The organism is Photobacterium sp. BZF1, assembly GCF_014349205.1.
GTDB lineage: Bacteria > Pseudomonadota > Gammaproteobacteria > Enterobacterales > Vibrionaceae > Photobacterium.
Genome location: NZ_JACSOF010000056.1, coordinates 1 through 12,329, shown reverse-complemented (window position 1 = coordinate 12,329; position 12,329 = coordinate 1). Strand labels below are relative to the sequence as shown.

General features: G+C 45.5%; 10 protein-coding genes. 7 read left to right on the top strand and 3 right to left on the bottom strand.

What is annotated here, in order from left to right; all coding sequences use genetic code 11:
• Positions 1-39: 39 nt before the first annotated feature.
• Positions 40-2,079, bottom strand: coding sequence for a HAMP domain-containing sensor histidine kinase (locus BIZ37_RS14045; RefSeq protein ID WP_255526760.1), 2,040 nt, complete (start codon positions 2,077-2,079; stop codon positions 40-42).
• Between the two features lie 8 nt (positions 2,080-2,087).
• The gene (locus BIZ37_RS14040) at positions 2,088-3,578 is read right to left on the bottom strand and encodes a sigma-54 dependent transcriptional regulator (protein WP_187462043.1); all 1,491 of its coding nucleotides are present in this window, start codon (positions 3,576-3,578) and stop codon (positions 2,088-2,090) included.
• Positions 3,579-3,865: 287 nt separating this feature from the next.
• Here BIZ37_RS14040 and BIZ37_RS14035 point away from each other — a divergent pair, with 287 nt between their 5' ends.
• From BIZ37_RS14035 to BIZ37_RS14005, 7 genes are all read left to right on the top strand, one after another.
• A complete protein-coding gene (locus BIZ37_RS14035; protein ID WP_187462042.1) occupies positions 3,866-4,678 on the top strand; it encodes a substrate-binding domain-containing protein in 813 nt (270 codons plus the stop codon).
• The gene (locus tag BIZ37_RS14030) at positions 4,679-5,380 is read left to right on the top strand and encodes an ABC transporter permease (protein WP_107298092.1); all 702 of its coding nucleotides are present in this window, start codon (positions 4,679-4,681) and stop codon (positions 5,378-5,380) included.
• 13 nt (positions 5,381-5,393) lie between these two features.
• Entirely contained in the window at positions 5,394-6,101 is a 708-nt protein-coding gene (locus BIZ37_RS14025) for an energy-coupling factor ABC transporter ATP-binding protein (protein ID WP_187462041.1), read from the top strand.
• The gene (gene mobA / locus BIZ37_RS14020; RefSeq protein ID WP_187462040.1) at positions 6,085-6,669 is read left to right on the top strand and encodes a molybdenum cofactor guanylyltransferase MobA; all 585 of its coding nucleotides are present in this window, start codon (positions 6,085-6,087) and stop codon (positions 6,667-6,669) included. The genes BIZ37_RS14025 and mobA overlap by 17 nt, the downstream gene beginning before the upstream one ends.
• Positions 6,666-8,435, top strand: coding sequence for a bifunctional molybdopterin-guanine dinucleotide biosynthesis adaptor protein MobB/molybdopterin molybdotransferase MoeA (locus tag BIZ37_RS14015; protein WP_187462039.1), 1,770 nt, complete (start codon positions 6,666-6,668; stop codon positions 8,433-8,435). Before mobA ends, BIZ37_RS14015 begins: the two co-directional genes overlap by 4 nt.
• Before the next feature lie 671 nt (positions 8,436-9,106).
• On the top strand, positions 9,107-9,823 hold the full coding sequence (locus BIZ37_RS14010) for a DUF3581 domain-containing protein (protein WP_187462038.1): 717 nt from the start codon (positions 9,107-9,109) through the stop codon (positions 9,821-9,823).
• A 193-nt stretch (positions 9,824-10,016) separates the two neighbouring features.
• On the top strand, positions 10,017-10,577 hold the full coding sequence (locus BIZ37_RS14005) for a hypothetical protein (RefSeq protein WP_187462037.1): 561 nt from the start codon (positions 10,017-10,019) through the stop codon (positions 10,575-10,577).
• Positions 10,578-10,653: 76 nt separating this feature from the next.
• Here the strand turns inward: BIZ37_RS14005 and BIZ37_RS14000 are convergent, their stop codons facing one another.
• Positions 10,654-12,144, bottom strand: coding sequence for a lipopolysaccharide assembly protein LapB (locus BIZ37_RS14000; RefSeq protein ID WP_187462036.1), 1,491 nt, complete (start codon positions 12,142-12,144; stop codon positions 10,654-10,656).
• Positions 12,145-12,329: the final 185 nt, after the last annotated feature.

Genomic DNA, 12,329 nt, shown 5'->3' with positions numbered 1-12,329 from the left:
AGGGCATGTTAAAACATGCCCTTTTTGCATCTTTAGCCTTTAAATGGTCTCTAAGTCCACAATCATCTTGTTTTCACTGTTGGCTTTTTCTGGAAGATACACAGTAAACACCGAACCTTTGCCTAGTTCCGACTCAACGTCGATATCGCCGCCTATCCCACTGACAATACCTTGGCTTACCGACAACCCTAAACCCGTACCACTTCTCCTTGTGGTATAGAAAGGATTAAATATCCGCTCTATGTTGTCTTCGCTTATACCACAGCCATGGTCGGTAATCTTTACCACTGCACCAAGGGGCTTACCACTCTCATCCAGCCAGTCTTCTGTATTGACTAACAAGGTGCCTTTGTCATCCATTGCGTGGATGCCGTTCATTTGCAGGTTAACCAACACCTGAAGTAGTTGGTGACGATTGACTTCGACACTGCACCGCGCGTTAAGCTCTGTTTTGATTTCGACATCAAATTTCTTGGTGCCACTTCTCACCAAGGTCAGGCTTTCCTCAACAATCGGATTCAAATGCTGCCAAGTCACTTCATCTTGGACACCCCCTTGACGACTATACTGCAACAGGCTTCGGGTAATATTGCGGATACGGTCAATCTGCTCATGAATCGCTTCCAGCTCTTCTCGAACCCGTTCAGTTTCATCACCCAGTTCAAACTGCATCAATTCGACATTACCCAAAATAACCGCTGTAGGGTTGTTAATTTCGTGGGCAATACCTGCCGTCAACTCACCCAGTGCAGCCAACTTTTCATTACTGACCAGCTTGCTACGGGCCTGGTTTAACAATTTAATGTGCTGTTCAAGTTCCTCGGTCTTCTCCCTAAGGCTTTGAGTACGCCTTTGTACTTTATCTTCAAGCTGCAAGGAGGCCTGTTTAATCACTTCATTGCGCTGATTTAACTGGTCGAGCATGGTATCAAACTGCTTACCAAGGATTTGTAGTTCATGACCCCGCGTGAGATCCAAACAGCCAATTCGGCGGTCAAGCCCTAGCTGGATGGCGGAAACGACTTGGTGCATTTTCTCAATCGGCCTGAACAAATCCCTGGCACCGCGATAGACAATCAACCCGGAAATCAACAGCACTAAAACAATGCCGATACCAAGCTCTACAATATTGGTCAGGTAGATTTTTATCATCGGCCATTCGAGATACCCGGTATAAAGCATTCCGATAATATTGCCGTTATAATCTTTCAGTGGCTCATAGGCTGAGACATACCAATCATCATAGACAAAAGCACGATCGACCCACATCTCCCCCCGCTCTAACACCGACTCTTTCACATCATCAGAAACACGCGTGCCCACAGCCCGGCCATTAAGCTGGCTACTATCCAGTGGCACATTAGTACTGACACGAATATCGCTCATAAACAAAGTGACTGTGCCGATGCTCCCCTCAGGCAAAGTATCTGACGCATATACCAAATCACGGATACGATCAACAAGTTGGGTACTGTTGTTTAGCAATATTCCGCCGTCGACTATCCATTGCAAGTCACCCTGCTGATTGAAAATCGGTATCAAGCTTCGGCTGATCAGCCCGTCTGATACCAAGGTACTTTCACTTAACAGTGGGATCTGTGCTCGTGCGGGAAGATCAGGATGAAGTGCATCTAGTTCGTAAGAAGCTAAGCGCTGAAAAAATGTCTGCTCCTGACCTTCTTGTAGTAGATGACGGTTGGCCTTAGGAAACTCGCCCAATGCAGAGGCCGGATGGATAACGACAAAGTCCAAATCGTACTGGCCCGCCTGTTGCTTGACCCAATCAATCAGTTTACTTTGATCTTCTTTGAGCAAGGTTTGAAATTGATAGGACTCTGTCAAAGAGCCCAAACGCATCCTCTGCTCTTTTTGCAACAACTCCATGCTGTGATGAGCCACGGCCAAATCAGCCCGCACATTCATCAAAGCATTCTGCCAGGTATAAATCACCGTCCAGTACATCGTCAGAGCAATCAGGGCCAACAACGTAATAAAAATTGGTACAGAGGTCAGCAAGAGTAGCCGATAACGCACCATAGTCCGAAAACGTCGAACCCAAATCGCAATGCACTGCTTCATAACAGACCTTATTCTTCTGTTGCCGTCAGGACTTCGTCAGCCCATTCCTTGAATTTACGCTCTAGCGTTTTGCGCGCCACACCCAGCTGTCTTGCCGCCGCCGACTTATTCCCTTCATGGGAATCGACCACTTGCATGATGTGTGCTTTTTCAACTTCCTTGAGTGTCCAATCACTTGGATAGCAGAATGTGCTGTCATCTTCGCTCTGGCAACGGCATGGCTGGGGAATTCCACCTTCAGCCGTCAAGATTTGGTTCTCAGAAGCTTCAACCACCTCAGTGACAGCGTCACTTGCGAGATTGGCATTCAAAGGAGCATCGCCCGCCAACTCCCGCCAATAATCTGCAGGTGGTTTACCCAGTAGTAAACAACGCTCCATCATGTTGCGTAACTCACGGATATTCCCCGGCCAATCATAAGCCTGCATTGCAGCAATATCTTCATGAGTCCAACTGACCGGCTTGGAGCCCAAATCTTTGGCAAGTTGCTGGGTAAAGTGATGCGCCAGCGCAGGAATATCATCAAGGCGATCACGCAACGAAGGAAGCTCGATGGTGAGTACATTGAGGCGGTAATACAAATCACGGCGGAAACGTCCTTCGGCAACCTCTTCTTTAAGGTTACGGTTAGTTGCCGCTACAATTCGCACATCGACCTGCACTTCACGTTCGGCACCCACTGGGCGAATGGCTTTTTGTTCTAAGGCACGGAGTAAGGATGACTGCATAGACAATGGCATTTCACCGATTTCATCCAAGAACAATGTACCGTTGTTGGCCACACGGAAAAGCCCTTCACGACCCTTTTTCGCACCGGTGAAAGCCCCTGAGACATGGCCAAACAATTCACTTTCAAGCAAATCAGGCGCAATGGCACCACAATTCAACGGTACAAACGGGCCACTTCGCTGGCTCAGTTGATGAAGTGCACGAGCAACAAGCTCTTTACCCGTGCCCGACTCACCCTCTACCAGAACGGCTGCTTGTGAAGGGGCTATTTGGGCGATGAGCTTTTTCATTGATAGCGTACTTTGTGCGTCACCTATGATATCAACCGGATAGCTGCGCTCGACATCGCGTTGCAGGGCAAAGTTTTGTCTTTCCATCAAACGACGTTCAATACAGCGCTGTACCGATTGCATCATTTGATCAAGATTGAAAGGTTTGAGAATAAAGTCTGAAGCACCTGCGCGCAGTGCCTTAATTGCTGTTTCTAAGTCGGCATAACCTGTCATGAAGATGACATCGCTGCGGCGTGTTTGCGGGTCAAAAGCCTCATGCCACTCTATGCCTGAACGCCCCGGTAGGTTGATATCAACAATCAACAGGTCAAAATGGCAGCGTTTACGGAGTTCTTCCGCTTCCTCAATGCTTCCAGCAACATCAACTTGTGCATACTGTTTGCTCAAGGCTTTTTTTAGAATGGCACGCATTCCCGGCTCATCATCGACGACCAAAACCGAGACCGCAGACCATGATACTGACGTATTTTCAGACATATAAACTTAAATACATTATGGTTATAGTGGTGGGACATTTTGTCTCACTCTCATTATCTCTGTCAAAGATGTTTCAAAATGTTTTTCAAACAATGTGAAGACTGACAAATATTTTGTTTTAAATCATTATCTTATACACGCACCTAGAGGTATCATACGCAACATGTTCAAGTTGGCATTTGATTTGCTTATTGACTCGCTCATAGCGATGAAGAATATCTCTATTAGGAGAGCTTCGATTCACTTGCGTAGATAAATGACAAAATGACGTTCAGTCAGGAAGACCTATGAAACTATTGAAAACCACTCTTATTGTTTTGGCCCTTGCTTCTTCAGCAGCAATTCAAGCTGCAGAGAATATGACGGTGCGATTGGCGACAACTACCAGTACATATCACTCCGGCCTATTGGATTACCTACTACCTGAGTTTAAAAAAGACACAGGTTACACCGTTGAAGTGCTTGCAGCAGGTACGGGCAAGTCTTTGCGGATGGGTGAAAACGGTGACGTTGATTTAGTAATGACCCACGCACCAAAAGCAGAAGCGACTTTTGTTGAAAAAGGCTTTGGGGTACTGCCACGTAAATTGATGCACAACGACTTTGTCATTGTGGGCCCTAAATCTGACCCTGCCCATATCAGCGAAATCAAAGATGTCACCACGGCGCTAAAAACCATTGCTGATGAGAATGAAACCTTTGTCTCCCGTGGTGATGATTCAGGTACCCATAAGAAAGAGCTGAACCTTTGGGCCCAGACAAAAATGGAACCAAACTTCGGTGGCTATAAAGCGGTTGGCCAAGGTATGGGCCCGACATTGAACATGGCTTCTGAGCTTCAAGCTTACACCATGACTGACCGAGGCACTTGGCTGGCCTACCAGAACAAGCTCGATCTTAAAATTGTCCTGCAGGGTGACTCTCGCCTGTTCAACCCATACCAGGTGATCCTAGTAAACCCAAGCCGTTACCCAGACATTAACTACCAAGGTGCCAAATCTTTCAGCGACTGGTTGGTAAACCCGAAAGCGCAAACCATGATCAACGATTACAAGCGACACGGTGAGCAGTTATTCGTCGCGGATGCTATTGCGCAGTAAATGGATATTTGGCAAACCACTCACCAAGCGATCCAACTGCTGCTTAGCGGTGATACCGCCCTGTGGGGGATCGTTGGTGTTTCATTTTCGGTTTCACTGCTGGCAATAGGCATTGTGCTATTGCCAGCACTGCTGATCAGCTTCGCCCTCGCCTATGGCCGTTTTCCAGGACGCTGGCTGATTTTGTCCTTATTCAACACCTGCCAATCAATCCCAACGGTGGTCATTGGCCTGTTGCTCTACATGCTTCTGTCTCGGGCTGGGCCTTTGGGTGACTGGAAAATGCTGTTTACCCAACAGGCCATGATTTTGGGGCAAATGCTTATCTGCTTACCGATTCTGGTATCCATGATGCACGCCGCATTTCAGAACAGTGACAAGCGAGCCTGGGAGACCTCATTAACACTGGGTGCAAGCCTGCCCAGGGCCTTTATGAGCCTGATGTGGGAAAGCCGCTTTCCACTACTGGCTGCTATCATTGCAGCATTTAGCCGAGTGATCACTGAAGTTGGCTGTTCAATGATGGTTGGTGGTAATATCCTCAACTCAACACGGAATATTCCAACTGCAATCGCATTGGAAAGCTCCAAAGGAGCCTTTGCACAAGGTGTTGCCTTAGGAATGGTGCTGCTGATTTTGGCATTAGGACTAAACTTTTTCCTATCTGTTGCGCGTGGCAAAGCCCACCTTCGCACTAACTAAGCCGGAGAATTTGATGACACAACTCTCTATCGAGGCCACAGACCTATCGGTTAGATTCAAAGACCGGCTCTTATTCCATATTCCTAATCTTGTGCTTGGGCCAAGGGATGCCGTCTACCTCAGTGGCGACAACGGAGTGGGGAAAACCACCCTGTTAAAGGTCCTCAGTGGTTTGCAGCGCCCATCAACAGGTTCTATCAATATAAACAAACCGTCTATCCTGAGGCGTTTATTCTGCGCCCAATCCAATAATGGCGTCGTTTATATGCATCAAACTCCTTATATGTTTGATGGAACTGTCCTAGATAATGTCTGCTATGGTCTTAAATTCACCGTTCGTGATCGCCGCAACCGACGTACAGAGGCGATCAATGCCCTTCGTATGGTAGGCTTAGAAACATTGGCCGATGAACACATCTCCGTTCTTTCTGGTGGTGAGCGACAACGCGTTGCAATGGCTCGCGCGTGGGTGACTAAACCTGCGGTACTATTGATGGATGAATCCAGTGCCAGCCTTGATCAAGAATCAACCGACAGGCTGGTTGTGTTGTGCAAAGACTTGCTCTCGCGGGGCACTAGCCTTGTCATCACCAGTCACCAGAAGAATGCGCTAACAGAGCTGTGCCGTCGCCAATGGACGATTTCAGATTCCCAACTCATTGAACGTGCTGATCTGCAGCTCGTTGACGAGGACAATAATAAATATGCCTACGCCGGATAATACAAGCTGGGTCATTTTGGCTGGCGGCCAAGCCAGCCGGATGGGTGGTAATGACAAAGGACTGGTAACGCTCGCAGGCCGAGCAATGATTGAACATGTCATTGACACCCTTCGCACACAAACTTCTTCGATTACTATCAACGCCAACCGGAACCAAGACACATACCGTCAATATGGTACTGTGTTTGGTGATCACATCAAAAATTACCCGGGCCCTCTTGGCGGTATGCATGCCGCGCTCCACCACCTCGACACTGAATGGGTGGGCTTTGTTCCTTGCGACTGTCCCGCCCTACCAGCAGACCTCGTCGACAGAATGAGCCAAGCTTGTGATAACAATACCGATATTGCTGTCGCTCACGATGGCGAACATATCCAACCGGTTGTCACGCTGGTAAACCGTCGTATCTTGCCAAAACTAGAGCAATTTTTGGAAAATGGCGATCGTAAAATCATCCTGCTTTATCGCCAGTGTAATATGATCACTGTCGATTTCAGTGATAGACCAAATGCCTTCGTCAATCTAAATACGCCAGAAGAACTAGAACAATTCGGACAAGCACTATGAACCCAATTCAATCTTCCCTGCCAATGCTGGGCTTTGCCGCATGGAGCGGAACAGGCAAGACAACGCTACTCGAGGCAATGCTGCCTAAACTTGTTGAACACGGTATCCGTGTCGCGGTAATCAAACACGCACATCATAATTTTGATATCGATAAAGAAGGGAAAGACTCCTACCGCCTGCGCAAGGCAGGCGCAGCGCAAATGCTGATCTCTTCTCGCTATCGCCGTGCCATGGTGACTGAAACGCCGGTAGAAGAAGCCACTCTACCCCAGCTCATTGCCCAACTTGATCTCAACGAGCTTGATCTGATCTTGGTAGAAGGTTTCAAAAAGCTGAGTTTCCCTAAAATTGAGCTTCATCGCGAAGAAATTGGTAAGCCATGGCTGTTTCCTGAAGATGGCAACATCATTGCAGTCGCTTCAGACACACCAGCTGAAACAAACCTTCCAAAACTGGATATCAATGATCTCGACAAGCTCACTGCATTCGTCGCTGACTTTACCAACAAACATTCTGGCCAATCACTGAGCTGTAGTGACCTTGATCCATCAGGAATGTTGTCTGTTGCCGAAGGCCGTGATCGTATCCTGAGCCAGATTGTCGCACCTTCTGGCGAGGAAACGGTTGAATTAAAACAAGCATTGGGACAAATTGTCGCAAGTGATATTTTATCTCCCGTCAATGTGCCGCAACACACCAATTCCGCGATGGATGGTTACGCCATTCGCAGTGATGATTTAGGCCGAGACAACTATCAGGTCGTTGCCCAAGTGATGGCTGGCCATAGCTATGACAAGCCTTTGAATCTCGGTGAAGCCGTCCGAATTATGACAGGTGCTCCCGTACCGCAGAATGCAGATACTGTAATAATGCGAGAGCAAGCTAGCCAAACTGGTGACAACGTCACCTTTGACTTAGCCATGGGCGCTATCAAAGCAGGACAAAATGTTCGCCAAGCCGGTGAGGACCTTGCTATTGGCCAAGCCGCAGTTCAGGCAGGCACTCAAATCACTGCGCCTGAATTGGGTATGATTGCGTCACTGGGACTGGACTCGGTGATGATAAGACCGCAAGTTAAAGTCGCTATCTTTTCTACCGGTGATGAAGTCCAACATCCAGGCGAAGCGCAGAAGCCAAACTGTATCTACGACTCCAACCGCTACACCCTTCATGCCATGCTCACAAAAGTTGGCTGTGAGGTGATTGATCTTGGGATCATCGAAGATAGTGAACAGGCACTGGAAAGCACCCTAACAACTGCCAGCCAGCAAGCCGATCTGATCTTATCTTCAGGTGGGGTTTCAGTTGGTGATGCCGATTACATCAAGACCGTATTGGACAAACTGGGCCAAATTAATTTCTGGCGTATCAATATGAGACCGGGACGCCCTCTCGCTTTCGGTCATATTGATACCACGCCATTCTTTGGCCTTCCGGGTAACCCTGTCGCCGTTATGGTTGCATTCATGCAGTTTGTAGAACCTGCTATCCGCAAGCTGCAAGGTATGAACAATTGGCAAGCACCTTTCTTTACCGCTGTTGCAGAAGAAAAACTACGCTCCCGCCCTGGCCGCACTGAATACAGCCGAGGGATATTTGGTATTGATGCTAACGGCCGTCTAACAGTGAGAAGTGCTGGCAAGCAAGGCTCTGGCATCCTTCGTTCAATGAGTGAAGCTAACTGTTTGATTGAAATTCTACCTGAGCAACCAGGGGTAGAGATTGGTGAGAAAGTGCGTGTGATCCCATTGGAAAACCGGATCTAAAGAAAAGAGATGATGGTGGTTTGGTCTCTGCACTGTTGAGAACAGTTGCAGAGACTACCAACCTGAGAGAGTACGCTGCAATATTATGAGCACTCAGCAAACGGTGTTTAAGCCACCGTTTACTGAGTGCTTATTTTTTGCAGCTTCCGTGCTACTTTATTTTTCCTGAGCTTCTACACGTCTAGAAGATGGTTTATTGTGCTGAGTTCTTGGCATATAGCCCGTACTCAACATCTTGGAATTGCTCAGATAAAGTAACCCTAGCCATTGTTCGTCAATAATTGACAACCTGTCTGTTCCTTCCTTTCACACCGGCTCTGCGACAAAACTGAACCATTGCTTATCAGGAAGGCAATAAACGACTTTATATCATTATTCGTTAGGATTTGTATGTTATTGTCATCCTTGTCGTTTTCAGTAATAGTACAAAATTATGTATTGAGTTGCACTAAAAAAATTTTCGCACGCTATACTTGCTTTCATAAGTGTGACAAATGTAATCAACTATAGTGATTTGGTATAATATTCGACTAATCTCTATACAGCGTTTTGTGTCACTTTCATCTGATTTCTTTTCATCCCTCGCCAGCTACACTGGCTGGACCATTTATAATGAAGATATCAGGTAGAATAGATGACAGTTTAATTAACCCACTATCAGTACGTTAGGCATGTTTCTAGATTCATATTACTTAGAAGAGAATGGTGTATTCAGCTTTACCCGTGAGCAAGCGAGTCACTTTGCAAAAAAAATCGCTGGCGACTTCAATCCCATTCACGATGAAGATAACAAACGTTTCTGCGTTCCTGGGGATCTTCTGTTTTCTGTTGTTCTTTCCCGCGCAGGCATCAGTAAAAAGATGCGCTTTGAATTTGCCGGCATGATCAACGATGGCATCGGCTTGAAAGCAAAGCATAGTTGCTTCAATGATTTCGCTATTGTTGATGACGCCGATAAAGAGTATCTGCACGTTACTCGTGAAGGTGATATCACCACAGACAAAGCACTTATCGAGCAAGTTACCAAGAGCTATGTACAGTTCTCGGGCATGAACTTCCCACACATCATGGTGCCTTTGATGAAATCTAAAGACATCATGATCAACACAGCGCGCCCATTGGTGATCTATGAGAGCATGGAAATCAGCTTTGACCGATTAGATCTAACCTGCCCTACTGTAGAATTAGCTGAGTCTGAAATTGAAGTAGAAGGTAAACGTGGTAGCGTTACACTGAATTTCCACTTCAAGGAAAACGGTGAAGTAGTCGGTACCGGACGTAAACGCATGCTTATGAGTGGCTTGAAACCCTACGATCAAGCCGCGATCGATGATTTAGTTGAGCGCTTCAATGCACGTAAGGCTGAATTCTCTGCCATCGCTGCGTGATTAATGAGTTGTTATTAAATCAATTATTTATCTCTAAAAGCCGTCTTTAAGACGGCTTTTTTATTACCTCTCCCCTGTCAGCCACCAGCATGTTCACCGATTGATGAACTATAAGACCCTATACTTTATGTTGTCATAAAAGTGTGACAACTCATTCCATGATGATGATTTCAGACTAGGTGGAGAATTAATCATGGTAAATGTATTAAGAACTACTCTATGCGTATCAGCCCTTCTATCAGGCAGTCTATTCACAGTTCCTGCAATCGCGGAAGACAGCAAGATGTCTGAAGATTTGATGACAGAAAAAATCGGTAGGGCCAAATCTGCCGCTCCAGCTTCAATAAGTGATGAAGCCACAGTTGTCGTCGATGGCAAAGTCGTTGTTGAAGGTTCTAATGGCTGGACCTGTATGCCTGATACCTTCCCGGATGACGGCATGCCTATGTGTAATGATGCTGTATGGATGGAAATGCTAACAGCTATGATCAACAAGAAAGATTTTACCGCAACAAAAATTGGTATTTCCTACATGCTGCAAGGTGACAGGGGCGCAGGTGTCAGTAACTCAGATCCTTATCACCCTGATCCTAAAAATGCTGATGATTACACCGAAACCGGTCCACATTTAATGATTATTGTGCCAAAGGCGATGCTGGAGGGTATTACCGACGATCCTTCTTCTGGTGGACCATATGTAATGTGGAAAGATACCCCTTATGTTCATATTATGGTGCCAGTTGCTGACAAATAGTCTCGCAATGCCCTTTGAACTAATAAACTCAACCCGGCTCAAGATGCCGGGTTTCTTTACATTAATAGAAACCTGATTAAGCAGACCGCGCGACGGGATGGTTTTGCAAGGCATCCATGTATGTTTTACTGCGCATGATCTCTGTTTCTAGGTCGAGATGGCGAATGATATAGTTACTGCGTTTTAGCCTTCGGATAACTTGCAAGGCCTGCTGTTTACTTGATGCATCAACCGTAAGAAGTGCTGCTAAGATCATGCAGTTGATATCAAAGGAATAAGGATAGTATTTTTCCACTACGTCCAATGTTATGACTTGAGCTTGCTGTTCACGAGGGGCAAGTTTAGGTAACTTTTTAAGCCAGATATAAACCTTCTGCAGTTTACGATAAGGTTTCGCCGCCCATCTGTAGAGATCAGAGTTTTGCTGTTGAGACTCTAGCGTATTAAGTTTGTTTACAAGGGAAATACATGACTTCATTTCACCGAATGTTGCCAAAACTCTCAGTGAAACAAGGCTTAAATGCAAGCAACATTTTCGCTTACGCATAACATCATTGTGATAGGTGTCTAACGCCATCGCCCTAGCCTTCAGCCCCTTACCCGCCTTTTTGATATGAAGAGTCTTGAGCAAGTTAACTAAAGCTGCAAGTTCTTCACGCTTATCTGCAGGTAAACGCTTGAACAGGCTCCTCAAGATAGGTTCAAACAATGCTCTATATTGGGCTTTACTCACTTGTATGCCTGAAAAAAGAAAGGCTTCTGAAAGCTCAATGGCCAACTGGCAATAGTCTTCGAGTTTACACGGCATATATTTAAGCCGTTTGGTCAAAACCGATGATAGTGACTCGACTTTTCCTTGATCAACCAAACATCTTACTAGCTCAATAAAAGCCTCTTGACTGGCCGGATTGGTATCAAACGCTATGTACCTATGCTGGAAAATAGCCTCGATATTATTGAGCTTTTGGTACTGTTCAGCCAATCGGCTGTGCACTAAAAAAGGCAGTTCATCCTTCTTTAATAACCATTGCAGGGCTGAAATACTTTTCTTTGGTTCGGGGCAAAAGTCAGTAAAGTGAATAATATTGCTTGGTTCAATCAATGCTCTATCATGCTGTTGATATAAGCTAAGAAAGTCATTATTCATCTGCTGCTTATACAATGAAAGCAGTGAAAGATTAAGCAGTTGAGGGTTTTTAATCTTGTCTTTGTATTGGCTGACACTTGTGGTGAATTTATCTAAGCTATGTCCAGCACTTTGAAAAACATTTTCATAAAATGCTTTATGTTTTAATAACCGGTTAAGCAGCGTATTAAATTGCTCATAACTAAATAACCCAGTAACAACATGGTCAGCATCGAGGGAACGGGCGCTGTTGCAATCAAATTCACTTGCCAACTCTGATAAAGCGAGTAAAAACAGTGGGTAGCGCTTAAAAAAGGAACAATTTCTTTTTTCGAGAATGTAGTCAGAAACCTTTTTTTGGTATTGATATTCATAGTCGATGAAATAGACATCATGTATGTTACGGTTGACTTTAAGCTGATTAAAATCAATAACATCCACATTAACAATGCCTGACTTTACAAACATTTGCTTTACTTGAAAAGCACGCTCTCTATTTTCACAGCAAATTAACGCTGACAATTGCGACAATGGGATCATTATAAAAAGACTGTTACCTGACAAGTAAATATATAATCAATATAGCCAATCATTTTGATATAGCAAAAAATGACAAATATATAATT

Excerpts from the sequence above, each read along its gene's own strand:
- BIZ37_RS14040 (WP_187462043.1), bottom strand. The coding sequence starts at position 3,578 with ATGTCTGAAAATACGTCAGTATCATGGTCTGCGGTCTCGGTTTTGGTC.
- BIZ37_RS14035 (WP_187462042.1), top strand. The coding sequence starts at position 3,866 with ATGAAACTATTGAAAACCACTCTTATTGTTTTGGCCCTTGCTTCTTCA.
- BIZ37_RS14045 (WP_255526760.1), bottom strand. The coding sequence starts at position 2,079 with ATGAAGCAGTGCATTGCGATTTGGGTTCGACGTTTTCGGACTATGGTG.
- mobA (WP_187462040.1), top strand. The coding sequence starts at position 6,085 with ATGCCTACGCCGGATAATACAAGCTGGGTCATTTTGGCTGGCGGCCAA.
- BIZ37_RS14010 (WP_187462038.1), top strand. The coding sequence starts at position 9,107 with ATGTTTCTAGATTCATATTACTTAGAAGAGAATGGTGTATTCAGCTTT.
- BIZ37_RS14005 (WP_187462037.1), top strand. The coding sequence starts at position 10,017 with ATGGTAAATGTATTAAGAACTACTCTATGCGTATCAGCCCTTCTATCA.
- BIZ37_RS14015 (WP_187462039.1), top strand. The coding sequence starts at position 6,666 with ATGAACCCAATTCAATCTTCCCTGCCAATGCTGGGCTTTGCCGCATGG.
- BIZ37_RS14030 (WP_107298092.1), top strand. The coding sequence starts at position 4,679 with ATGGATATTTGGCAAACCACTCACCAAGCGATCCAACTGCTGCTTAGC.
- BIZ37_RS14025 (WP_187462041.1), top strand. The coding sequence starts at position 5,394 with ATGACACAACTCTCTATCGAGGCCACAGACCTATCGGTTAGATTCAAA.